The organism is Flavobacterium cyanobacteriorum, from assembly GCF_002251835.1.
GTDB classification, from domain to species: Bacteria; Bacteroidota; Bacteroidia; order Flavobacteriales; family Flavobacteriaceae; genus Flavobacterium; species Flavobacterium cyanobacteriorum.
Map to the genome: position 1 here is coordinate 50,031 of NZ_NOXV01000305.1, position 22,021 is coordinate 72,051.

At 41.6% G+C, this 22,021-nt stretch carries 22 protein-coding genes and 2 tRNA genes; 11 read left to right on the forward strand and 13 right to left on the reverse strand.

What is annotated here, in order from left to right; genetic code table 11:
* Positions 1 to 19: 19 nt before the first annotated feature.
* Together CHU92_RS15065 and CHU92_RS15070 are read left to right on the forward strand one after the other, a co-directional pair.
* Complete coding sequence (locus tag CHU92_RS15065) at positions 20 to 625, forward strand: hypothetical protein (RefSeq protein ID WP_207759856.1); 606 nt, start codon at positions 20 to 22, stop codon at positions 623 to 625.
* Positions 626 to 657: 32 nt separating this feature from the next.
* A complete protein-coding gene (locus CHU92_RS15070; RefSeq protein ID WP_129583108.1) occupies positions 658 to 1,335 on the forward strand; it encodes a hypothetical protein in 678 nt (225 codons plus the stop codon).
* Positions 1,336 to 1,759: 424 nt separating this feature from the next.
* On the opposite strand, the gene CHU92_RS15075 is transcribed toward CHU92_RS15070, so the two are convergent.
* From CHU92_RS15075 to CHU92_RS15085, 3 genes are all read right to left on the reverse strand, one after another.
* Positions 1,760 to 2,239, reverse strand: coding sequence for a hypothetical protein (locus CHU92_RS15075; protein ID WP_094417037.1), 480 nt, complete (start codon positions 2,237 to 2,239; stop codon positions 1,760 to 1,762).
* A gap of 370 nt (positions 2,240 to 2,609) precedes the next feature.
* On the reverse strand, positions 2,610 to 4,199 hold the full coding sequence (gene bshC, locus CHU92_RS15080) for a bacillithiol biosynthesis cysteine-adding enzyme BshC (protein WP_094417039.1): 1,590 nt from the start codon (positions 4,197 to 4,199) through the stop codon (positions 2,610 to 2,612).
* A 56-nt stretch (positions 4,200 to 4,255) separates the two neighbouring features.
* Entirely contained in the window at positions 4,256 to 5,326 is a 1,071-nt protein-coding gene (locus CHU92_RS15085) for a serine hydrolase domain-containing protein (protein WP_094417041.1), read from the reverse strand.
* A 430-nt stretch (positions 5,327 to 5,756) separates the two neighbouring features.
* Here CHU92_RS15085 and CHU92_RS15095 point away from each other — a divergent pair, with 430 nt between their 5' ends.
* Positions 5,757 to 7,982: a B12-binding domain-containing radical SAM protein gene (locus CHU92_RS15095; RefSeq protein ID WP_094417045.1), complete on the forward strand. Its 2,226-nt coding sequence runs from the start codon at positions 5,757 to 5,759 to the stop codon at positions 7,980 to 7,982.
* On the opposite strand, the gene CHU92_RS15100 is transcribed toward CHU92_RS15095, so the two are convergent.
* From CHU92_RS15100 to CHU92_RS15115, 4 genes are all read right to left on the reverse strand, one after another.
* Positions 7,983 to 8,369, reverse strand: coding sequence for a hypothetical protein (locus CHU92_RS15100; protein WP_094417047.1), 387 nt, complete (start codon positions 8,367 to 8,369; stop codon positions 7,983 to 7,985).
* Between the two features lie 9 nt (positions 8,370 to 8,378).
* Complete coding sequence (gene rimO / locus CHU92_RS15105; RefSeq protein ID WP_094417049.1) at positions 8,379 to 9,710, reverse strand: 30S ribosomal protein S12 methylthiotransferase RimO; 1,332 nt, start codon at positions 9,708 to 9,710, stop codon at positions 8,379 to 8,381.
* Positions 9,711 to 9,841: 131 nt separating this feature from the next.
* On the reverse strand, positions 9,842 to 11,344 hold the full coding sequence (locus tag CHU92_RS15110) for an OmpP1/FadL family transporter (protein WP_094417051.1): 1,503 nt from the start codon (positions 11,342 to 11,344) through the stop codon (positions 9,842 to 9,844).
* Positions 11,345 to 11,427: 83 nt separating this feature from the next.
* Positions 11,428 to 12,462 carry a hypothetical protein gene (locus CHU92_RS15115; protein WP_129583109.1) on the reverse strand — a complete coding sequence of 345 codons (1,035 nt, stop codon included), beginning with the start codon at positions 12,460 to 12,462 and terminating at the stop codon, positions 11,428 to 11,430.
* Positions 12,463 to 12,567: 105 nt separating this feature from the next.
* Between CHU92_RS15115 and proS the strand changes: the two genes are divergently transcribed.
* Complete coding sequence (gene proS / locus CHU92_RS15120) at positions 12,568 to 14,043, forward strand: proline--tRNA ligase (RefSeq protein WP_094417083.1); 1,476 nt, start codon at positions 12,568 to 12,570, stop codon at positions 14,041 to 14,043.
* A 59-nt stretch (positions 14,044 to 14,102) separates the two neighbouring features.
* Here proS and CHU92_RS15125 read toward each other — a convergent pair whose 3' ends face one another.
* Positions 14,103 to 14,285: a hypothetical protein gene (locus tag CHU92_RS15125; RefSeq protein ID WP_094417055.1), complete on the reverse strand. Its 183-nt coding sequence runs from the start codon at positions 14,283 to 14,285 to the stop codon at positions 14,103 to 14,105.
* Between the two features lie 108 nt (positions 14,286 to 14,393).
* Between CHU92_RS15125 and CHU92_RS15130 the strand changes: the two genes are divergently transcribed.
* The 4 genes from CHU92_RS15130 (at position 14,394) to CHU92_RS15145 (ending at position 15,747) form a co-directional block, all read left to right on the forward strand.
* Positions 14,394 to 14,465: transfer RNA gene (locus tag CHU92_RS15130), tRNA-Glu, on the forward strand.
* A gap of 33 nt (positions 14,466 to 14,498) precedes the next feature.
* Positions 14,499 to 14,570 (forward strand) — tRNA-Glu (locus tag CHU92_RS15135).
* A gap of 33 nt (positions 14,571 to 14,603) precedes the next feature.
* On the forward strand, positions 14,604 to 14,855 hold the full coding sequence (gene rpsT / locus CHU92_RS15140; protein ID WP_094417057.1) for a 30S ribosomal protein S20: 252 nt from the start codon (positions 14,604 to 14,606) through the stop codon (positions 14,853 to 14,855).
* A 316-nt stretch (positions 14,856 to 15,171) separates the two neighbouring features.
* A complete protein-coding gene (locus CHU92_RS15145; RefSeq protein WP_094417059.1) occupies positions 15,172 to 15,747 on the forward strand; it encodes a T9SS type A sorting domain-containing protein in 576 nt (191 codons plus the stop codon).
* Between the two features lie 89 nt (positions 15,748 to 15,836).
* Here the strand turns inward: CHU92_RS15145 and CHU92_RS15150 are convergent, their stop codons facing one another.
* Genes CHU92_RS15150 through CHU92_RS15170 form a run of 5 tightly spaced genes read right to left on the reverse strand, consistent with a single transcriptional unit; the run spans position 15,837 to position 19,595 of the window.
* A complete protein-coding gene (locus CHU92_RS15150) occupies positions 15,837 to 17,558 on the reverse strand; it encodes a M14 family metallopeptidase (RefSeq protein ID WP_094417061.1) in 1,722 nt (573 codons plus the stop codon).
* 5 nt (positions 17,559 to 17,563) lie between these two features.
* Entirely contained in the window at positions 17,564 to 18,019 is a 456-nt protein-coding gene (gene coaD / locus CHU92_RS15155; protein WP_094417063.1) for a pantetheine-phosphate adenylyltransferase, read from the reverse strand.
* A gap of 2 nt (positions 18,020 to 18,021) precedes the next feature.
* Positions 18,022 to 18,363, reverse strand: coding sequence for a DUF5615 family PIN-like protein (locus tag CHU92_RS15160; RefSeq protein ID WP_094417065.1), 342 nt, complete (start codon positions 18,361 to 18,363; stop codon positions 18,022 to 18,024).
* A complete protein-coding gene (locus CHU92_RS15165; protein ID WP_243389622.1) occupies positions 18,360 to 18,590 on the reverse strand; it encodes a DUF433 domain-containing protein in 231 nt (76 codons plus the stop codon). Before CHU92_RS15165 ends, CHU92_RS15160 begins: the two co-directional genes overlap by 4 nt.
* 18 nt (positions 18,591 to 18,608) lie before the next feature.
* Positions 18,609 to 19,595, reverse strand: a complete 987-nt coding sequence (locus CHU92_RS15170) for a D-alanine--D-alanine ligase (RefSeq protein ID WP_094417069.1) — start codon at positions 19,593 to 19,595, stop codon at positions 18,609 to 18,611.
* 49 nt (positions 19,596 to 19,644) lie between these two features.
* Between CHU92_RS15170 and CHU92_RS15175 the strand changes: the two genes are divergently transcribed.
* The 3 genes from CHU92_RS15175 (at position 19,645) to CHU92_RS15185 (ending at position 22,003) form a co-directional block, all read left to right on the forward strand.
* Positions 19,645 to 20,337, forward strand: coding sequence for a PASTA domain-containing protein (locus CHU92_RS15175; protein WP_317044707.1), 693 nt, complete (start codon positions 19,645 to 19,647; stop codon positions 20,335 to 20,337).
* Positions 20,337 to 21,374 carry an RluA family pseudouridine synthase gene (locus CHU92_RS15180; protein WP_094417071.1) on the forward strand — a complete coding sequence of 346 codons (1,038 nt, stop codon included), beginning with the start codon at positions 20,337 to 20,339 and terminating at the stop codon, positions 21,372 to 21,374. Before CHU92_RS15175 ends, CHU92_RS15180 begins: the two co-directional genes overlap by 1 nt.
* Positions 21,375 to 21,439: 65 nt before the next feature.
* Positions 21,440 to 22,003, forward strand: a complete 564-nt coding sequence (locus CHU92_RS15185) for a phospholipase D-like domain-containing protein (RefSeq protein WP_165764681.1) — start codon at positions 21,440 to 21,442, stop codon at positions 22,001 to 22,003.
* The last annotated feature ends 18 nt before the right edge of the window (positions 22,004 to 22,021 follow it).

Consider the following 22,021-nt stretch of genomic DNA (forward strand, 5'->3'; position numbering starts at 1 on the left):
TATCCTTATTTTTATAATCATGGCTGTAGCTGTTGGCAATGCCCAGGTCAGTGATATAGTAAAAGACACTATCAGGCTTGATGAGCTTGTGATAACCAAATACAGTAGTAGTAACTACAGGATCAGGGATATTGCACGCCGTGGCAAATGCTATGCGCCCGATAATCTTAGCGACGCTTCCGAAATTATTTCCCTTGTAGATAATCTTCCGGCAGGCGAACTCAACAGTATAAGATTTTACTTCAATGAAATGTTTGATGCTTATAAGCGCCTTCCACAGAATGTTACCGACCGGGATTTTGAATTGTTGCTGTACCGTGTAAATGATAACAATACCCCCGGAGAACGGCTGGTGCACGAAACCATGCTTTTACGGCTGAAAAAATCACATACAGGAGGTGTAGTTATTAATATTTCTGCGCTTGGCATTAAAAGCCCTGACAGGCTTTTTATCGGGCTCCGGCTTTTAGGCGAAAGGGGTAAAAATGATTTTTATGTAGACTGCCTCTGCAACGGCTATGATAAGTACCTCACCCTGTTTAGGGATTCCGCATCAAAAGACTGGAACCGCCGGTGGGCTTGCGCGGCCTTAAAAATTGATGTAAGCGTGGCAGTAAAAAAATAATATATTTACCCATTATTTTAAAAAGAACTATTGTGCCATTCAGCAACCAAATATTTTTAATCCTGGCGCTCACTTTATCGAGTAATATGCTTCTCGCACAGGATTTGTCTAAAGATACTATTTTCCTTAAAGAACTTATTATAGAAAAGGATAACAATAAGAAGAAGAAAAAAATTAAACTTGGGAAAGGGCAGCATAAACACATGTGGTTTGAAATGACTGCCAGTAGGGTTAAATTTCCTGTATATTTCGTAGTTGAAAACCTGCCCCAGGGTAAATTATCCGATCTTACATTATATTTTAGTTCATTTAGGCAAAATACTCCAACCGGTAAATCGGTAAGGAAAGATTATTTGAACCATAAAACAGTTTTTAAAATAATGGTGTACGATATGCCTGAAGACGGAAATGTAGGAGCGCCTTTAAACTCTGTGCCTATCATTGCTGTTATAAATGAGGATCCTAAAGGCAAAGACAAAAAGTTTATGATGGATGTTGAGGAATTTGATTTCAAAAGTAATGCCTTTATGTTATCTATTGAAACAGTTTCTGATACCTCATGTCACAAGTGCTATTATTATGTACCTTTATTATATGTTGGCGAAACGTCTACTATGTTTCTTAATAAAGAGGACAAACTTGTTGGCATTCAAAATTATACAAGTTTAAAAAACATCAACCTCAGGGTTGATGTAAGCTACTATAAATAGTTTAATATAAATAAAGAAGCCGTCTCAATACTTAAATTTTGAGACGGTTTTTTATTTGATTAAACTTTCATCAAAAGTTTACTATTTTAAAATGAGTTTAAAATTGCCTTTAAGCTGTAATTTTTTTTCTTAAGTTGTGTGCTAAAGNTTCATTATTATGTTTTGCAGGTTCAATATTAGAATTTGCGGATACGTTTATAGGAATTGCAGGTTCGTATTTATTAATTTACTATGTGTTATTATAATTTGCAGGTTTAATAATAGGAATTGTAAGTTTGTTGTTTGGTTTTTGCTATTCGTTATTGTTGTTTTACTTTGCGTTATTATAAATTTATGATTGATTATTAGTATTTTACTATGGCTTATTATTAAAAACAGAAAGAATAAAACAAAAGGGCGGTAGCCCTTTTGTTTTATCTATTTTTTATTTTGTTTCTTTGAATTGTAGTTTTACGATTGCGTTGTAATATGGTTTACCTGCATCTCCTAAAGATTTTAAATAGGCTTTAATATCTTTAATTAATTGTATTACATTAACTTCATTGTTGTATAAAATATTGTTTCTGTTTGCTCTTGCAGTAATTAAGGCATTACCCGCTGAATTAACTGCTTGACTTAATGTAACCAAGCTAGAATGTAAGGTTTGTAAACTTGCAATTTGTATTTCTGTTTCGTTGGGTGCATATTCTGGATGTGAAGCTAATTGAGTTATATAAGCGTCTAAATTAGCAATACGGCTGTCATAACTCATTTGAGAAGTTGAAATACCGTCTGTTTCTGTGGTTTCAGGGTTTACTGATTTAGGTTTTTGGTCGCCTCGTATTTTTTTAGCTTGATTGGCTATGTTTTCTTTATCAGTGATTGAAATATCTAATGATTTTGCATAATTTAATGATTTTGTCATTAGTTTTCCAAGTGGTGCAATAGCAACTTCACGGGCTGAAACTGCATTTTTATAAATTGGTTTCTTATTGTTTAGTTCTGTTATTACAGTTTATAAAGATGAACGGATAGGGTCGAGGTTTACTAACTGTATTTTTGCATTAGATGGATTGTAAAGCGTACCTGTAAGCTCCCCCAAAAATAGTACAGTTTAAAAGTAGAAAAAAAGTATNTTCAATATATAATAATTTTGATAACATCTTAATAAGAATAATTAATGAAAATTAACTTTGTTTATTTAATTTTTTTTGTTGAAGTGGTTTAAACTTATTTGTTAAATAAAAAAGGGTTGACGAAANACAATTAATAAATCTGTAATCAATTCGTGAAAATTAAAGAATTATTACATTAAATTCCTGCTCCAGCGGCTTTAGGCTCCTCAACAGTTCGTCCAGCAGCTTCCCGTCATGCTCCAGGTAAAATTCTGCAAAATTGGCTTTACGTTCCTGTAAGCTTTGTGCGGGGAATAATTCATTTTGCAGGGCTGTAATGCGCTCCAGTTGTTCTGCATGCTTACGCTTTTCGGCCTTCAGCAGGCGTTTCTCCAGGTTCTCAAGCCCTTTAATTTGTTTTACTTGCTGTGCTTTTACGGCGCCGGTAAACGAGGCATCGGTTTTGGCCGCTATTGCATTAAGTTTGGCAAACTGTTCTTGCAGGTACTGCTTCTGCTCGCTGAAATTCAGTTGGAATTCCGAGAACAACTGCACTTTTTTATTCAGGAGCTCGTGCTGTCTGCTGAACATATCGGTCCACGTCAGCCCCAGCTTGTCCAACTTATCAGCCTGTTTCTGTGTGGCAAGCAGCACAGAATTGCGCAGCAACAGCATGGGGAACGGCACTTGTGATGCCTCAAAGGACGACTTGAGTTCCAGCCAGTAGGCCAGCTCACCCCCGCCGCCTATGTAGCACAGGTTGGGCAATATCACTTCTTGGTATAGCGGTCGTGTGATAACGTTTGGGCTAAACCTTTCGGGATGTTCTTCCAGCAGTTGCAGTATTTTACTTTCGCTAAATGTCAGTTCGGTGTTGTTTATGTAGTACACGCCGTCCCGCAGTATGATGCGCTCCCTAAGGTTATCTTCAATGTAAAACAGGTTTATCTCCCGCGGGTTTACCTGTATGTTATAATCCTTCAGTAGTTCGGCTGTTTCGGCTACCTTGTGGTGCGACGTTTGGTGCAGCAGCTCCTCCTTTACGTGTGGCGCGAAAAGCTTTTTAAGTTTTGGCGCATCGGCATCAATAATTACAAGTCCATGATCTCCAAACAGTTCATTGGCTAGGTAGCGGGTGGCATCGGCCAGGGTGATATGTTTCAGGTAAGCATTTTCAAATAAGTCTTTTAGCCACCGGGCATTATTGCCGGGCCCCAGTTCTTTGCTGAAAACTTCCAGCACGGCATCAAGGCCCTCAGTAGATAATCGCCCCACGGGGCCTGAGCTTTCACGCGGCCATTTTATCTTCTTGTTGCGGAAGTTAAAGTAGTTTATCTCCTCAAAATCGTGGTCTTCGGTCGCCATCCAGTACACCGGTACAAAGTTATAGCCCGGGTATTCCGCCTTTAGCTGCTTTGCCAGGTTAATGGCTGAAACTATTTTGTACAAAAAATAAAGCGGACCGGTAAACAGGTTCAGCTGGTGGCCCGTGGTAACAGTATAGGTAGTATCCTCCCAAAGGGCGGCAATGTTTTGTTTGGTAAGCACCGAAGCATCAATGCCTGCGTACTGCTTTTCCAGTGTTTCGGCCAGTATACTGCGGTAGGTATGGTTGTAGCGGCGGTGCTTTTCTTCAATTTGTGCCTTAAAGTTGGGCAGGGTGGGGAAGCGGTTGTACAGCGGCTTCAGTGTATCTTTCTGGTTTAGGTAGTCAACAATTAGTGGCGTGAAATATCCTGAACTCTGGTAGCTGATACAGTCTGATGGCATTTGTAGAAAAAATTTCCTGTAAAATTAAGAAAAACTATAAGATAAAGATGGTAAGATTACTCAATAGTCTTTACTATTTTATAAATAATTTTACCAGTGTAAGGATCGTCAAAATGATTTGAAAAAACGATAATAAGGTTTCCGGTCAATGGATTATAGAAATTTCTTATTTTGTAGGAGAAATTATCTCCGCTATGTCCATACAGTATAGCTCTTTTGTTGCTATTTAATTTTAGGTCATACTTTTCAATTCCAAGTCCATATTCACTATTTGTCACCATCATCATATTCAAAGTTTCTTTTTTTAAAAAAGTATTTTTATTAAATAAATTGTTAAAAAAAGATTCCAAGTCATAAAGCGTAGATGATATCCCGCCAGCTGAAAAAGCATAATTTTTATAATAGTAAAAATAAACCTCCTCATTAAGGTCTTTACCCCTAAACATAGGATGCGCGGTATTTACCAATGATTTTGAATAGTAGGCATAACTGTTTTTCATATTTGCCGGATTAAAAATCCTTTCCTGAAGCAAATCCTGATAAGGCCTATCATTACCAATTTCTAAAATATATCCAAGGAGAATATAATTTGTATTGCAGTATCCGTACTTTTCTCCGGGCCGGTTTTTTGGTGCAGGTATTTTATAAAAAAGATTGATATTGTTATATTCATTAAAAGGATTACGTACTGCATTATTTATTAATGTATCTATAACTACTTCGGCAAGACCACTTTCATGCCTTAAAAGTTGTTCTATTGTTATGGTGCCATCTACATTTTTATTCTTATGTATTGGGAAAAAAGTCCCTATAGTATCACTAAGTTTTAAGTTGCCTTTTTCTACTTCCTGCATAATTAGCACAGCAGTAAATGTTTTAGTCAGGCTACCAATGTTGAAGATTTTTTCAGGGGTCATTAAAATAGAGTCTCCGGCAAACCCAATAGAGTAGGTGCTTGTTACCCCATTTTGCTGTAAAAGAGCACTAATCCCAAATTTTTTTGTATTAACAGAGTCTTTATAATCATTCATTATTTCAGGTAATACATTTTCCCCGATAAAGATTTTTCTAGAAGAAGAACAGCCTGCCAGCATTAGTATAGCAAAAAAAATAATTAAAGATCGCATTATTTAATATAAAGTTTTAGAATTTTAGTTATATAACTTTTTTTGCCTTTGTCCAAAAGGGTAAACAATAATCATTAGACAATACATATATTAGCTAAAAAAAACCTTAGGCACGATTATGTATTGATAGATTCCCTTTAGCCTTACTCTCGTAGTTATTTTATTAATTGTTTCAAAAGTATAAGCACATTTCTTGAAACGCACAACTCTATGAGACATGAAATAGAAGTCGGAATCTTTTACACTAACTGTGAGCATATCAAATGTAATTTCAAAATCAGCAATATCACTTGCCTGAGAAAATGTTGTACCGGTCAATACCAGAAGTAATAAACAGATATACAATTTCATGCTTTAGTTTTCGCCTCAAATATACTAATTTCCCTTTCCCGAAAATATCCCCTAACTTTGCAGCCTTAATTCATTCCCCTTGAATACTAAAGCGTTTTTAATAACACCGCCTTTTACGCAGCTCAACACGCCCTACCCGGCCACGGCCTACCTGAAAGGTTTCCTCAACACCAAAGGCATTGCCGCCACACAGGCCGACCTGGGTATTGAAGTTATTATAAAGCTGTTCTCCAAGCAGGGGCTAACGGATATGTTTTCTTATATAGAAAATTCCAAAGCACAAATTCCAAATCACAAACAGGTTGAGGCCAACTTAACGCAAAACGCCGAACGTATCCTCGCCCTCCGCGCCGACTACCTAAAAACCATCGACGCAGTTATGCTGTTCCTGCAGGGCAAGAACCCCACGCTGGCGCACCTTATCTGCCAGGAAGATTTCCTGCCTGAAGCCTCACGTTTTGCACAGCTGGAGGAGCTGGACTGGGCGTTTGGCACCATGGGCACGCAGGACAAGGCCAAGCACCTGGCTACGCTGTACCTGGAAGATATAAGTGACCTAATAGTGGAGTGCATTGACCCGCACTTTGGCTTCAGCCGCTATGCCGAAAGGCTGGGACGTTCGGCCAACACGTTTGATGAACTGTACGAAACGCTGCAACAGCCCCTTACCTATATCGATAGAATTTCCCTCGGCCTCCTGCACGAGAAGATGCTGGACATCAACCCACAGATGGTGTGTTTTTCAGTACCATTCCCTGGGAATTTGTATTCGGCTTTCCGGTGTGCTCAGTTCATAAAGCAGCACTTTCCGCAGGTGAAAACAGCCATGGGCGGAGGTTTCCCGAATACCGAGCTACGGTCGCTGAGCGATGCCCGGGTAATGGAGTTTTTTGATTTTATTACACTTGATGACGGAGAAGCGCCAATAGAATGCCTCATTGAACACATAGAAGGAAAGAGGGAGCTAAGCCAGCTAAAGCGGACTTTTACTTTAGTTAATGGCGAAGTGGCGTATATAGACAACTCCGGCTGCAAAGATTACAAGCAGTCGGAAGTTGGCACACCCGATTATTCTGATTTACTGCTCGACCAGTATATTTCAGTCATAGAGATCGTGAACCCCATGCACCGCATGTGGAGCGATGGCCGCTGGAACAAGCTCACCATGGCGCACGGCTGCTACTGGGGCAAGTGTACGTTCTGCGACATCTCACTGGATTACATAAAGGTATATGAGCCTGTGGCCGCCAGGCTTTTGGTTGACCGTATGGAGGAGCTCATCGTTCAAACCGGGCAAAACGGCTTCCACTTTGTAGATGAGGCTGCGCCGCCCGCCCTGATGCGCGAGGTGGCCCTGGAGATACTCCGCCGTAACCTGGCCGTATCCTGGTGGACGAACATCCGCTTTGAGAAAAGCTTCACGCGGGACCTTTGCCTGCTGCTGAAAGCTTCAGGATGTATTGCCGTTTCAGGAGGTTTGGAAGTGGCGTCAGACAGGCTTTTAGAACTGATACAAAAAGGCGTTACGGTAGCACAGGTGGCTCGTGTAACCCGTAATTTTACCGAGGCAGGCATCATGGTGCACGCGTACCTTATGTACGGCTTCCCTACACAAACGGCGCAGGAGACTATTGACTCGCTTGAAATGGTACGCCAGATGTTTGAGGCCGGGATACTGCAAAGCGGATTCTGGCACCAGTTTGCCATGACCGCGCACAGCCCTGTTCGCCTGGAGCCTGAAAAGTTCGGTGTAGTAAAAGATAGCGATATTGTGGGTATCTTCGCCAATAACGACATCATGTTCAGCGATAAAACGGGCGCTAACCATGATAAGTTCAGCTTCGGGCTGAAGAAGTCGCTGTTCAACTACATGCACGGCATTTGTTTTGATTATGACCTGCAGGACTGGTTTGATTTTAAAGTGCCGCGTACTAAAGTAAATCCTGATTTTATTTATAACGCCCTGCAGGAAGAGAACAATTTCAATATAAAACCTACCGCTAAAATTGTATGGCTGGGTAACAAGCCCTCAATACGTTATAGTACCAAAAACAAAAAAGGGCAGAGTTTTGAAATGGCAGAATTAGCGTTTCATAATAAAAAAGGGAATTTTACCATTCAGGTACCGAAGGAGCAGGGGGAGTGGCTTGTAAGAATATTTGACAGTATGGTTATTTCATATAAGCCGGTAACTTTTCAGCAAATTAAAAAAGCTTATTATGATGCCGGCCTGGAGGATTTTGAATTATTCTGGGACAGTAAGCAGGTAAGAAAAATAAAAAGTGCGGGGCTGTTGCTACTGTAGCTATAGTTTCCGCTCTTTAATGATTTTATTGTATTCCTCAAGTTGACCTTTCGAAAGCAGCGGAATAATTTTTGTATCAATTTTTTCGGTAATTTCCCTTATTTTTTCCTCCTTTACAGCCATAGGGCTGTCTTCGTGGCTGACAGCTATCAAACTTTCTTTATTTTCCTGAAGGATTTGTACTATTGCCGCTTTTTGAAAATCATCGAGTTTTAGCCTTTTGTCAAGCTGTTGCATATATACCTCAACGGGGTCTTTTTTCTCGTACGCTTTTTTATTTTTAGTACGCGGCGCATTTCTCTGGCGGTCTATGCTACGGTCAACCTGTGAAAAAGCGGAAACGGAAAAAAGAACGAGAGCTAAAATAAAAATATTCTTAAGTTTCATAACCTGTATTTAATTATTGATGGCAATATCTGCCGGTACGCCATAAAGGTCAAACTCGGTAGCATCGGTAATCCTTATAGTAACAAACTCACCCGTTTTCAGGTAGGCCAGGGAAGCATCAATAAGTACTTCATTATCTACGTCAGGACTGTCAGATTCAGTACGCCCTACAAAGTGCGCTCCTTCTTTACGGTCGATGATGCAACGAAAAACTTTACCTATTTTCTCCTGGTTGAGTTCCCATGATATTTGCGACTGTATCTCCATGATTTCATAGGCACGCTGCTGTTTTACTTCAGCGGGCACATTATCTTCCAATAAATAAGCATGAGTGTTTTCTTCATGCGAATAGGTAAAGCAGCCAAGGCGTTCAAACCGCATTTCCTTGACCCAGTCTTTAAGTGTTTGGAAATCTTCTTCTGTTTCACCCGGATAGCCTACTATCAGTGTAGTACGGATGGCAATACCGGGAACCGTTTCACGGAACTTCCTCAGCAGGTTTGTGGTTTTTTCCTGTGTAGTGCCACGGCGCATTGATTTCAAAATTTTGTCGGATATGTGCTGTAGCGGGATATCAATATAATTGCAGATTTTCGGCTCGCGGTTCATCAGTTCAAGCACGTCCGTTGGAAAGCCCGAAGGAAAAGCATAATGCAGCCTTATCCATTCAATACCTTCTACTTTTGCAAGGTTTTCAAGCAGCTCGGCAAGGTTACGCTTTTTGTACAGGTCGAGCCCGTAGTAGGTTAGGTCCTGGGCAATTAGTATAAGCTCTTTTACACCGTTCCTTGCCAGGCCTTCAGCTTCCTTAACCAGTTTTTCAATAGGCTGCGAAACGTGTTTGCCCCTCATCAAAGGTATAGCACAAAAACTGCACGGCCTGTCACACCCCTCAGCAATCTTAAGGTAAGCATAATTCTTAGGGGTAGTAGTAAGCCTTTCGCCCAGCAGTTCATGCCTGTAGTCTGCGCCAAGCGCTTTTAAAAGCAGCGGCAGCTCTGTAGTGCCGAAATACTGGTCTACATCCGGTATCTCCTTCATCAGGTCCGGCTTATACCTTTCCGAAAGGCAGCCTGTAACAAAAACTTTGTCCACAAGGCCCTGTTCTTTCTTGTCGACATAATTCAGTATCATGTTAACCGACTCTTCCTTGGCATTATCAATAAAACCACATGTATTTATTACTATTATGTTTCCCTCCTCGTGTGCGGGGGCTTCGTGGGATACATCTTTGCCGCTGGCGCGCAGCTGGCCCATGAGCACTTCGCTGTCATACACGTTTTTGGAACACCCCAGGGTTATAACGTTGATTTTATTTTTCTTTAATGATTTGGTTCTCATTTATTTAAAATTGGAGTGCAAAAGTACGGTTTTTATTGTTATTGCATACAAGCCAACTTAAAAATGTATATGTAAACAAGCCTGCCAGATTATATGGACAGGCTTGTTTTTATATAGCAAGATGACATGAATTACAGGTCTATTGTATAAGAAAGGGTAATATTATTGTTGATGCCCCTTACGCGGGCATTACTGTTAAAAAACGAGGAATTTAACGGGTCTACATCTGTAGTGCGCCTGAAGTAGGAGTAAGCCAGGTCAAGCCTTGAGTTGCCGAAAGCAAATCCCAGGCCCGTTGAAAATCCGTGCAAATCTCCAATAGTTCTGCTGTTTTTGTACGGGCTTTGCTCAAAGCGGTAACCTCCCCTTAAGCTAACGTTTTTGTACCGCAATTCACCACCTACACGAATTTCGGCAGCTACATCGAGCTGGTCGTCAATTTCAGCGTTGACATTGCCAAAACCATTTGAAGTAAATTTTGCCGTATTGTAATCTTTAAGGGCAGCATCTATGCTTAATAAGCCTGTCTTTCCAAATACATATGCTGCGCTTCCTGTCCATTTTGAAGGTGTCCTTAGGCTATAATCTTCTGTAATAAAGGTTAGGCCGGGATCGGTAATAAAAATCCTGCTTCCCGGGCCATTACAGTTTACGCATTCTGAAACGATGCTCTGCCTAATCTCGTCCTGAAGATTGTACCACGTAGGCGATTCATAAGAAAGCCCTAACCTGAATGCTTCGGTCACTTTTGCAATTGCACCGACATTAAGTGAGAATCCGCCCCCGTAAGTATATAGTTCGTTATTGAAACGGACTGACTGGAGGCCTGTAGCCGCGGGGGAGTTGTATTCTTCAAAAAAACTTGTAGAGGTTGTATGGTCAATAAAATGCAGGTTCAGGTTCATACCCAGGTATAGCCAGTTGCTGTATTGGGTAGCAAAATTAAGTGCTATTTTGCCGTTAAAGCCGTTAGAAGTAATACTGTGTTCCTGAAAATACCCATTACTACCGGTTATATTAGGGCTGGCGATGTATGATGTATTCGCAGGGTCTGTAGCGTTAACGGGATTAAATATATATGCGTTGTAACCCAGGTAAGCCTGCTGGTCGGCATAGTTGAGTTCGTCAAAAAACGCATTGTCCAGTACGTTAAGCGGTACTCCCTGAGCGTATGCCAGGAAGTAATCTGAAAGGTTATCCTGCGGGCTTATTCCCCTGCTGCGTATGCTGTTATCTAAGTTATTGGTATTTTCATAATTGAGGCCCAGGGTTATTTTTTTCCATTTTGCCTGGTCATTAATGTTATTAAATACCCATACGCCACCAATCTGGTTTAGTTCAAAAGAATTATCATTCCTCGAGGTGCCCGTACCATAATATTTTGCATTATTATTAATATTGTAATTTGTTAATGAAACAGTACCGGAGTTATAGTTGAAAACTGCCGAACCTGCCGGGTTAACCATTAAAGCCGATACATCGCCCCCAAGCGCGCCAAAAGCACCGCTCATACCCCTGAAACGGGCTGTACCATTCATGTTATCGTTTGAATACCTTACGGCATCAGCAACTGTCTGCGCATGTAATGTAGCCCCGGTTAATGTTGTCAGGGCAAAAAGTATGTATTTTTTCATAGTCAGCTTTTATTTTATTATAAAAAACGCCCCACGTCTATCGTCTATAGAATTGTTTATATAAACATGGGGCGCAGATATATTTATCCCCTTCGCCCGCCACCGCCACCGCGGGAGCCGCCACCAAATCCGCCACCACCGCGTGAGCCACCAAATCCTCCTGAACTGCGAGACGGAGTACTGAAAGTTCCGCTGCTTCTTGAGGGTGAAGAACTCCTGGACGGTGTAAAACTATTGTTGCTGCGTGTAGAAGGTGTAAAGCTGTTACTCCTTGAACCATTACTGAAGCTCCTGCCCCTGCTGCCTTCAGAGTATTGTACATCACCTCTTGAGCGTACAGTAGTGCCGTTTGTAAACCTGCGGCCATTAGTCACTGTTGCCCTGTTACCGTTATTATATATTGAGCTATTCCTTCCGGCGGAGTAACGATTAGTATTATAATAGCCTGCCCTGGTGCCGCTGTAAAAACTATTGTTCCTGGTGCCATAATAACGAGGATTATATACGTAATGGCCAGGAGAATACCAGTTGTTCCATCCCCAGTTGTTCCAGCCCCAGCCCCAGTTATTCCATCCCCAGCCGATGTTCCAGCCCCATCCGCCGTTCCATCCCCAGTTGTTCCATCCCCAGCCGATATTCCATCCCCATCCTGGGCCGTACCATCCGCCCCAACCCCAGAAGGGGTCATTCCATCCCCAGCCCCAGTTATTGCCATACACATTTACGGTAACATCATTACTGTTATCACCCCAGCCGCTATTGGCGCTGTAATTGCCGGCAGCTGTTGTTGTTGTACTGTTACTGTCTACCGCATCGTATGATGAATAATTGTCCACATCAGTTAGCGCTGTTGCGGGATACTCATTCTGAAGCGACCTGAAGTAGGATTTATAGTTCATGTTCTGGCCGGTAACATCGCCATCCCTGTATTGTGCCACGTTACCATCATTGTAGGTGTACTGGCCATTGTTATCCGATGCGGGAAGCGACCCGTATATGCCATCATTATCATATCTTGAAGTATTCTGGTAAGAGCCACACGAAACAGCGGCCAGGCTCACAATTCCCACCATTGAAAATAGGGAAATTTGTTTAAAAGGGGAGTAGTGGGTTTTCATATCTCTGCATTTTTTTTATTGTTGTACTGGTTTAAAATAGTTAGTTTTGCCAAAAATATTTCTTTAATAAATAAAGAAAACAATATTTGTGCCAAATTAATCAAAATGAGTAAGAATTTAACCAAGCGATCAGAAGATTATTCAAAATGGTATAACGAACTTGTGGTGAAAGCCGACCTTGCCGAAAATTCAGGAGTTCGCGGATGTATGGTAATAAAACCTTATGGTTATGCCATATGGGAAAAAATGCAGGCTGAACTCGACCGTATGTTTAAAGAAACCGGCCACCAGAATGCTTATTTTCCACTATTTATACCTAAATCCTATTTTAGTAAGGAGGCAAGCCACGTAGATGGTTTTGCCAAAGAATGTGCTGTGGTAACTCATTACAGGCTCAAAACTACAGAAGACGGCAAAACTATAGAAGTGGACCCTGAAGCAAAGCTTGAGGAAGAGCTTATTGTAAGGCCTACTTCCGAAACCATTATATGGGATACCTACCGCGGCTGGATACAGTCCTACCGGGACCTGCCCATCCTCGTAAACCAGTGGGCCAATGTGGTACGCTGGGAAATGAGGACAAGGCTTTTCCTGCGTACGGCTGAATTCCTTTGGCAGGAAGGCCATACTGCCCATGCTACAGAACGTGAGGCTATAGCCGAAGCCGAGCAGATGATGGAGGTATATGCGGACTTTGCAGAGCATTTTATGGCAATACCTGTAATAAAAGGGGTTAAAACTGCCAATGAACGTTTTGCGGGTGCGGTTGAAACTTACTGTATTGAAGCGCTTATGCAGGATGGCAAGGCGTTACAGGCAGGCACATCGCACTTTTTGGGACAGAATTTTGCCAGGGCTTTCGATGTTAAATTTGCCAATAATGAAGGAAAGCAGGAGTATGTATGGGCAACTTCGTGGGGCGTATCTACACGCCTTATGGGTGCGCTGGTAATGACCCACAGCGATGATAACGGGCTGGTACTGCCACCAAACCTTGCGCCCATACAGGTGGTTATTGTGCCAATATACAAAGGAGATGAACAGTTAGATGCCATATCGGTACAGGCTAAGGAGCTCATGGCAATGTTAAGGAAGCTGGGCATTACTGTAAAATATGATGACAGGACGACCCATAAACCGGGATGGAAGTTTAATGAATATGAACTCAAAGGTGTTCCGGTGCGTATTGCTATTGGCCCAAATGACCTGGCTAACGGTACATTTGAAGTAGCACGCCGGGATACCCTCACCAAGCAGACAGTAAGCCATGCGGAGGTAGTACGCTATGTTGAGGGGCTCCTAAAAGACATACAGGCAAACCTGTTTGATAAGGCACTTGCCTACCGGGATGAGCATATTACTCCTGTAAATACCTTTGATGAGTTTAAGGAAGTACTTGAAAATAAAGGAGGGTTTGTTGCCGCACACTGGGATGGCACTACGGAGACCGAAGAAAAAATAAAGGAGCTTACTAAGGCCACCATCCGCTGCATTGCGCTGGACAGCATGGAAGAGGATGGCCGATGCGTCCTTACCGGTGCGCCGAGTGCCAGGAGGGTATTGTTTGCTAAGGCTTATTAATACTGGCATTGCGGGAACAGCCTTAATCCCGGACTGAGCCTCTTTGGCCTGTTCACATATTATTGGGGCGGCTGCCTAAAAAAGTTGGCTGAAACATCACCAGCGTTGAAGTTTAGCCACGATGGCAGCGGCATCCTCCCCGCTGCCGCGCCTATGGCGGCGGGGAGATATAGCGGACAGCGCGTCCGTACCATTACGGAATAGCCCTGAATATGCTGCTCCAGATACAGAAATTTTACCATGGCGGGTGGTGAGAGGGGCGTGCGGGGAAAAAAATAAAAAAAAGTTATTTTTGAATTTGCAAAAGTGAAAATTAGTTGTACTTTTGCATCCGCATTAAAGAAATAAATGGCCCGTTCGTCTATCGGTTAGGACTCAAGATTTTCATTCTTGCAAGAGGGGTTCGATTCCCCTACGGGCTACAAGACAAGGCGTTTTCTATGAGCGCGACCGCTGGTCCGTTCGTCTAGGGGTTAGGACTCAAGATTTTCATTCTTGCAACAGGGGTTCGATTCCCCTACGGACTACAAAAGGATTATTAAGACAATAAGAAGAATAAAATGGCAAATCACAAGTCAGCTTTAAAAAGGATAAGGACTAACGAAAAGAAGAGGGTATTAAACAGGTACCAGCACAAAACCACGCGTAATGCGATAAAAGCTATACGCCTGGCTACTGAGAAGGGTGAGGCTTCGGCTAAGCTTTCGGCTGTTATCTCCATGATTGATAAACTGGCCAAGAAAAATATCATCCATGCCAACAAGGCTTCAAACCTGAAGTCAAAACTTACCAGGCATGTGAACGCCCTGTAATATAGGTTGTATAATATTGTGAAGCTCCTTTTGGGAGCTTTTTTTGTTTATAATAGTTTAGGCTTTGATACAAGTATCGTACTAAAAGGACTGGATTCCTGTAGCAGCATTAAGGAATATGCAGAGGGTGTTTCACCTGCACTTTTTTCTTTTTCTGCAATTTGGACACTACTTCTCCGGTTTACATTGTCTTCATTTTGCTTGTAAAAAAGGTAACATGTGGTATAACAATAAGTTAAAAGTATATTTTTAAGATTTTGATAATTAGTTTTTATTACTTTTTTTATCTTTACAGAAATGTTAAAAAAACTTGATTATGAAAAAACAATTACTTTTTAGCTTACTATTGGCTGCAACGTGTATGCAGGCACAAACAACACATCATGTGAACTGGGGGCTTGGTGAAAATGCTGCACAGTTTAGCAGGACTATTGAAGTTGGTGATACCGTAATGTGGATGTGGACTTCACCACATCCGCACAATGTTACATCAAATACAGGCAGTACTGAAACTTTTGCCAGTTCAAACTTTACAGGAATCGGCAACAGTTATTCAAAACAGTTTACACTGGAAGGTACTAATCCATACAGGTGTACATTTCATAGTTCTATGCAGGGTGTGATTACTGTAACGGCTGTTGCGGGTACAAATGACCATAGGGCTACTGATTTTGAATTTTATCCTAATCCCGTTAATGATATGCTTACCATAAATGCCGCCCAGGTGATAGACAGGGTTGAGGTTTATGACATGAACGGCAGGCTTATAATGGATTCACCAAGCGGCAATCCTACCAGTATCATTTACATGCAGAACTATAACGCCGGTACCTATCTGGTAAAAGTAACAGCCGGAGGCAAAGTAAAAACGCTATCGGTAATAAAACAATAATTTGCTTTACAGTACAAAATCCCCTTAGTAAGAAGTTAAGGGGATTTTTTATGATAAATAAAATTATAAGGCTTTTAAAATTTAAAGTTTTAAAGTTTCCTGTATACAGGATATTCCATATGTGTTTTTTCATAGTAAACTGAATTGCGGTATATCCAGTCAAGCTGTGCATCGCCATCTTCGGCAAAGCCTTTGTCTTCCTGCTTTTTCTTTTCAAAAGCAGCTTTAAGGGTGGCATCTTCTTTTAAAAGCTTTGCAGCCGTATCTTCAAACACATAAGCCGAAAAATATTCTTTTTGCTGTAATATGGCATCAAAAAAGTTCCAGTTAAAGTAGGAGTCCACTGCCTGCGGCTCCAGTGTTTCCAGTAAATATTTAACTCCCGGCTGTTTAGTGCTGATAATATAATCCCCTTTACGAAACTGCACTGTTTGTGTCTTTGCCGCTACCTGCGTACTGTTGTGCGGGTAGTGTCCCTCATAGGGAAATTTTGAAGTTTTATAGTCGGCAATGCGGTAACTTTCCACTTCAAGAACCTTATCTTCCTGAAGCTGCTCCATTATAATATTGTTCAGCTTAAGCAGCTCAATAGCGTTCCACCACTGCTGCGGGATTACGTAAGCTTCTGGTATTATAACTTCAAGGGTTGGCTTGTACTCCTGGTAGTAAGTCACATTTTTGCTGAACGGCTTGTTACGGTCATAATAAAGCCTGGGCTTGCCTGATACCTTGCTTGGTTTGTAGCCGCCTTCATAACCAAGAAACGGCAGCTGTGTGACTTTTGTTTTGTCAAGTTCCCACTGAAGGGTGTATTTGAGGCCCGGTTTGTACTGCTGCAGGTTTTCCTGCCTTAGCTGTTTAATCCTGCTGTGATTTTTGTCAATATATTCTATTGATGAGAGCATGTACTCATACGTTACCTTTACGCGCTGGCTGTATTCCTTAAGCATATGGGTTTCGGGCATAGAACCCGGAACGTTGAACATAGCTGCGTAGCCGGTGGAGTAGCGGGGATAATCCATAAACTGCTCAAAACCGCCATCAGGCTTTTCATCATGAATATTTACATAGGGTACTGACTCTATTTTCTTCTTTTTCAGGTTGGCCAGTATCTGCGGGAGCATCTCGTCCTTCCAATAAGCACCTAATTTATCACCCAGCTTTTGGTGGTGTGTGGCTATATAGGTAAAGGTGTACTGGTAATCAGCGCCGTTGCTCACGTGGTTATCAATAAATACATCAGGCTGTACCTTGTGGAAAATCCGGGCAAAGCTGCGGGCGTTTTTGGTGTCGCTCTTTAAAAAGTCCCTGTTCAGGTCATAGTTCCTGCTATTGCCACGGAAACCATAGCTTTCGGGCCCGTTCTGGTTTGCCCGGCTGTAGGAGTTGCGGTTAAGCGCCCCGCCTATGTTGTAAATGGGTATGTTGACAATAACGGTATTGGCAGGCACTTTTACTATGCCGGTAGCCAGGTCGCGGTACAACATCATCGTAGCATCAATACCGTCAGGTTCACCGGGATGGATGCCGTTATTTAGCAACAGTACCGCTTTGTTTTGATGTATCTTTTCAAAATCAAAAACCTTTTCAGGATTAAAGATCACAATGTGAAGCGGCATTCCGCTATCTGTTGGATCCATTTCCAGCATACTGATGCTTTCAAAATCCTTATCAAGCAGTTTGAAAAATGCTATGGTTTCGGCATAAGTGGCTGTCTGGTTGCCGTTGCCTTTTTCATAAGGTGTTGTATACATCTTTTTTTGTGCGAATAGGGGTAATGATAAGAACAGGAGCAGGGTTACCTTTTTCATGGCCGTTATTTTACCCTTACCGAATCAGGTACCAGTATGGTATAGTCGCCGCCGTTGCGCAGTACATCGCGCACAATGCTGCTGCTTATGTAGGAGGTGCGGGCTGCTGTAAGCAGGAAAACCGTTTCAATCTGCGAAAGCTCCCGGTTGGTATGTGCAATGGCTTTTTCAAACTCAAAATCGGCAGGGTTGCGAAGGCCCCGGAGTATGAACTGGGCACCTACTTTTTTACAAAGGTCTATAGTAAGCCCCTGGTAGGTAACAACCTCTACTTTAGGCTCATTGGCAAAAGCTTCTTCAATAAATTTCCTTCGCTCTTCCAGCGGGAACATGTATTTCTTTTCGGCATTAACGCCTATGGCAACAATTATTTTGTCAAACAGGCCCACGCCACGCTTTATAATATCATAGTGCCCTAATGTGATGGGGTCGAATGAACCGGGAAATACTGCAATCTTCATGATTATTTTATTTCAAGACATGCAAACTCAGCATAGTGTTTTGAAGAAATAAATTCTTCGATAATGCTACGTTTTGCAATAATTAATTGTGCAAGTAAATCAGTGGTTGTATTGCCAAACCGTAACCAAATTATCTTTGGGGGATGTCCTTTTAGGTTGCTTATATCCAGAAAGTCAGCATCAAAAGTTACTATTGTATAATGATTATCTTTGGCAAACTCCCATATTTTAATATCAGGATAATTTTCAATTTCAAGCTGCTTTACCTGTTTTGCTTCAGGAAATACAGGAACAATCTTATTTATTAACCTAAATGAAATATTTTGATCGAACAGTAATTTCACGAAGCAATATTTATCTTATGTTCTCTGTCTGCTGCATAGGCAAGACAAGCTTTAATTTGATTTTCATTCAATTCGGGAAAATCGTTTATAATATCATTTGCTGTCATGCCATTAGCAAACCAGCTCAGTATATCGTAAACCGAAATCCTTGTCCCGGTAATAACAGGTCGGCCAAATCGTATGTTAGCATCAATGGATATATATTCTTTATAATCTATCATAATCATCAAAGATACATTAAATTATCATTTCTTCCACAGCACTTTCCTGTTTAGTGCCAGTTGCACCTCACTATCCAGCAAATCGCTGAAAGGTATGCCGGCATGCTGTGCCTGCTGTGGGAATATGCTTTGCGGCGAAAGCCCGGGATTAGTATTCATTTCAATAAAATGAGGTATGCCATCCATAATTATAAAATCCGTACGGGAGAAACCACTCATGCCCAGTACCTCATAAATTTTGGCTGCCATTTCCCTTACCCGCTGATCTGTTTCGGCATCAAGGCGCGCAGGGGTTATCTCGTCTGACTTGCCCATGTATTTGGCCTCGTAATCAAAAAAATCATTATGTGGCACAATCTCCGTTATGCCCAGCACGGTTATTTTTCCATTCAGGTTTAGCACCCCTACCGATATTTCAGTGCCTTTAAGGTAGGCTTCCAGCAGTATGTCCTTATCTTCGGTAAAAGCAAAATCAAGGGCTTTGTCAAGCTCTTCCATACTGTTTACTTTTGATACGCCCAGGCTGCTGCCGCTCTGGTTCGGCTTTACCATAAAAGGCAGCCCCAGCTCTGCTGCTATACTTTCCCTGTTTATTGTTTCGCCTTTTGTAAGGTAAACAGATTTTGCTTTCGGTATATTGAATTTCGACAGTACAGACAGCGTATCCCTTTTATTGAACGTTAAAGCGCTCTGGTAGTACCCGCATCCGGTATAAGGTATTTCCAGCAGCTCCCAATAGGCCTGCATGTGGCCGTCCTCACCGGGTGTGCCGTGTATGGTATTGATAACTACGTCGAATGTTATTTTCTTTCCCTCTGTTTCAAACGAAAAATCTCCTTTATTAACAGGGTACTTCTGCCCACCGGCCAGTACATGCCAGCCTTCGGGCAGTATGTGTACTTCAAAAGGGTTGTATCTGTTCTTGTCAAGGTTGTTAAGGATGAGCTGCCCGCTCCTTATAGAAATAACGGATTCCTCTGAATATCCGCCCATTACAACTGCTGTATTCATGTAGTGTGATATTATGTGCTTTACCGGTTGTGTTAAAAAGCACTTACAAATGTATCATTATTTGCTTAAACTTATAAAGTTTGGTATTATTTATATCTTTGCGGAAATCAAAATAAGGATGAGCGTTAGAGAGTTCCTGACAAGCAGAGTTTTTTTTAAGCACCTTGCCATAGCCATAGGCATAATTGTAGTTTTCGTCTTTTTAATGATACAGTGGCTTAGCTACACCACTAACCACGGGCAGGAAATACCTGTGCCTAACCTCGCTAAAATGAGTGTTGAAAAGGCAGGCGAAAAGCTTGAGGAGCTTGACCTGGAGTATGTAGTGCTTGATACGGTAGATTTCAGGCCGGAGTTCCCGCCTTACAGTATTGTACAGCAGGATCCGCTGCCAAACGTAGGGGTAAAGCAGGACCGGAAGATATATATAAAAGTGAACGCGGGTACATACTCAACCGTAACGCTGCCCGACCTTATACAAAAAACCTATCGCCAGGCCGTGCCTACACTTCAAAATATTGGCCTGGAAGAAGGCAAGAAAACCTACAGGCCTTACCTGGCCAAAGATGTTGTGCTTGAAATGTGGCAGAACGGAAAAAAACTAAAAGCTGGCGACAAGGTAATGAAAGCATCAAAAATTGACCTTGTGCTTGGTGATGGAAAAGAAGGTTTTGACCAGAGCGAGCTTGACTCTGTAAGCGGCGGAAATAATGATAGAGAACCTGCTGCAGGTGAAGAATAATGAGTAAGGTTATAGCAGAACAGGATACGGAAGACGAGCTGTACGAGCATTATCGTTTTGAAGCAGGGAAGGGGCAGCAGCCGCTAAGGGTTGATAAGTTCCTTATGAACCTTGTTGAGAACGCCACACGCAACAAGATACAAAAAGCTGCCGAGGCAGGGAATATCTATGTAAATGATGTTCCTGTAAAAAGCAATCACAAAGTAAAGGCTAATGATGTGGTGCGCGTGCTGATGGAGCATCCGCCGTATGAATACCTGCTGGAACCTGAGAACATTCCCCTTGATATTGTGTATGAAGATGAACAGTTGCTGGTGGTTAATAAACCTGCCGGTATGGTAGTTCATCCCGGCCACGGCAATTACAGCGGCACGCTGGTTAATGCACTGGCCTACCATTTTGAGAACCTGCCCATAAATAGCAGCGACAGGCCGGGGCTGGTACACCGCATTGATAAGGATACGTCCGGTTTACTGGTTATTGCCAAGACTGACCATGCCATGGCCCACCTGGCACAGCAGTTTTCGGATAAAACATCGGAGCGTGAATATATTGCACTGGTTTGGGGCAATGTAGAGAAAGATGAGGGCACCGTTGAAGGCCATATAGGCCGCCATCCTAAAGACAGGATGCAGAACACTGTGTACCCTGATGGCAGTGAGGGTAAGCCCGCTGTAACGCATTATAAAGTACTGGAACGATTTGGTTATGTTACCCTCGTATCATGCAGGCTTGAAACCGGCCGTACGCACCAAATACGCGTACATATGAAATATATAGGGCACACGCTTTTTAACGATGCACGCTACGGAGGCGACATTATACTGAAAGGCACTACCTTTACCAAATACAAACAGTTTATAGAAAATTGCTTTAAGGTACTGCCAAGACAGGCACTCCATGCCAAAACGCTTGGTTTTGAACATCCTGTAACCAAAGAATTTTTGCGTTTTGACACCGAACTCCCTGCTGATATGCTGGAGTGCATTGAAAAGTGGCGGACCTATGCCAAATCACATACGGCGGAAGAGGAGTAAATTTTATAATTATTATATTTAATAAAATGCCCCTATTTTTAAATACTGAAAGTCTAAACAATTATATGGGTCAAATAATTGATGAAACAGAAAGAGAGTTAATCATTATTTCACCTTATTTACAAATCTCTGAAGAAATATATCTAAAACTTTGCTATGCTAATTCAAGAGGTGTTGAAACAATTTTAATTTATCGAGAAAACCAATTAAGTGAATCGGAAAGAATAAGGCTGTTATCATTAGATAATCTTAATTTAATGCATCATCCTACCGTACATGCGAAGTGTATGTATAATGAAAAATTTCTTTTAATTGGTTCAATGAATTTATATGAATATTCTGCAAAAAACAATAGAGAAATGGGAGTTGTCTTTGAAAGAACTATTAATGATCCTTGGGGTTCAGATGATGAAGATGTATTTGAAGATGCACTTGAAGAAATAAACGAAATAAAAAATAGTGCTGAAATGGAACGTGCAAGTAGAGAGACAATTACTGAGGGTTTCGAATTAGAAATACTCAAAAGTAAAGTAGAAAAGTCAGAAGAATATTTAAGAAACATAAATAAAATTTTTATCTATAAAAAATTTATATCTCATGATTTAGTACACGACAAAAAACATAATTGATTAAAAATCAATAAAATA

Excerpts from the sequence above, each read along its gene's own strand:
- CHU92_RS15065 (WP_207759856.1), top strand. The coding sequence starts at position 20 with ATGGCTGTAGCTGTTGGCAATGCCCAGGTCAGTGATATAGTAAAAGAC.
- CHU92_RS15075 (WP_094417037.1), bottom strand. The coding sequence starts at position 2,239 with ATGACAAAATCATTAAATTATGCAAAATCATTAGATATTTCAATCACT.
- bshC (WP_094417039.1), bottom strand. The coding sequence starts at position 4,199 with ATGCCATCAGACTGTATCAGCTACCAGAGTTCAGGATATTTCACGCCA.
- CHU92_RS15085 (WP_094417041.1), bottom strand. The coding sequence starts at position 5,326 with ATGCGATCTTTAATTATTTTTTTTGCTATACTAATGCTGGCAGGCTGT.
- CHU92_RS15100 (WP_094417047.1), bottom strand. The coding sequence starts at position 8,369 with ATGAAACTTAAGAATATTTTTATTTTAGCTCTCGTTCTTTTTTCCGTT.
- rimO (WP_094417049.1), bottom strand. The coding sequence starts at position 9,710 with ATGAGAACCAAATCATTAAAGAAAAATAAAATCAACGTTATAACCCTG.
- CHU92_RS15110 (WP_094417051.1), bottom strand. The coding sequence starts at position 11,344 with ATGAAAAAATACATACTTTTTGCCCTGACAACATTAACCGGGGCTACA.
- CHU92_RS15115 (WP_129583109.1), bottom strand. The coding sequence starts at position 12,462 with ATGAAAACCCACTACTCCCCTTTTAAACAAATTTCCCTATTTTCAATG.
- proS (WP_094417083.1), top strand. The coding sequence starts at position 12,568 with ATGAGTAAGAATTTAACCAAGCGATCAGAAGATTATTCAAAATGGTAT.
- CHU92_RS15125 (WP_094417055.1), bottom strand. The coding sequence starts at position 14,285 with ATGGTAAAATTTCTGTATCTGGAGCAGCATATTCAGGGCTATTCCGTA.
- rpsT (WP_094417057.1), top strand. The coding sequence starts at position 14,604 with ATGGCAAATCACAAGTCAGCTTTAAAAAGGATAAGGACTAACGAAAAG.
- CHU92_RS15145 (WP_094417059.1), top strand. The coding sequence starts at position 15,172 with ATGAAAAAACAATTACTTTTTAGCTTACTATTGGCTGCAACGTGTATG.
- CHU92_RS15150 (WP_094417061.1), bottom strand. The coding sequence starts at position 17,558 with ATGAAAAAGGTAACCCTGCTCCTGTTCTTATCATTACCCCTATTCGCA.
- coaD (WP_094417063.1), bottom strand. The coding sequence starts at position 18,019 with ATGAAGATTGCAGTATTTCCCGGTTCATTCGACCCCATCACATTAGGG.
- CHU92_RS15165 (WP_243389622.1), bottom strand. The coding sequence starts at position 18,590 with ATGATTATGATAGATTATAAAGAATATATATCCATTGATGCTAACATA.
- CHU92_RS15170 (WP_094417069.1), bottom strand. The coding sequence starts at position 19,595 with ATGAATACAGCAGTTGTAATGGGCGGATATTCAGAGGAATCCGTTATT.
- CHU92_RS15175 (WP_317044707.1), top strand. The coding sequence starts at position 19,645 with ATGTATCATTATTTGCTTAAACTTATAAAGTTTGGTATTATTTATATC.
- CHU92_RS15180 (WP_094417071.1), top strand. The coding sequence starts at position 20,337 with ATGAGTAAGGTTATAGCAGAACAGGATACGGAAGACGAGCTGTACGAG.
- CHU92_RS15185 (WP_165764681.1), top strand. The coding sequence starts at position 21,440 with ATGGGTCAAATAATTGATGAAACAGAAAGAGAGTTAATCATTATTTCA.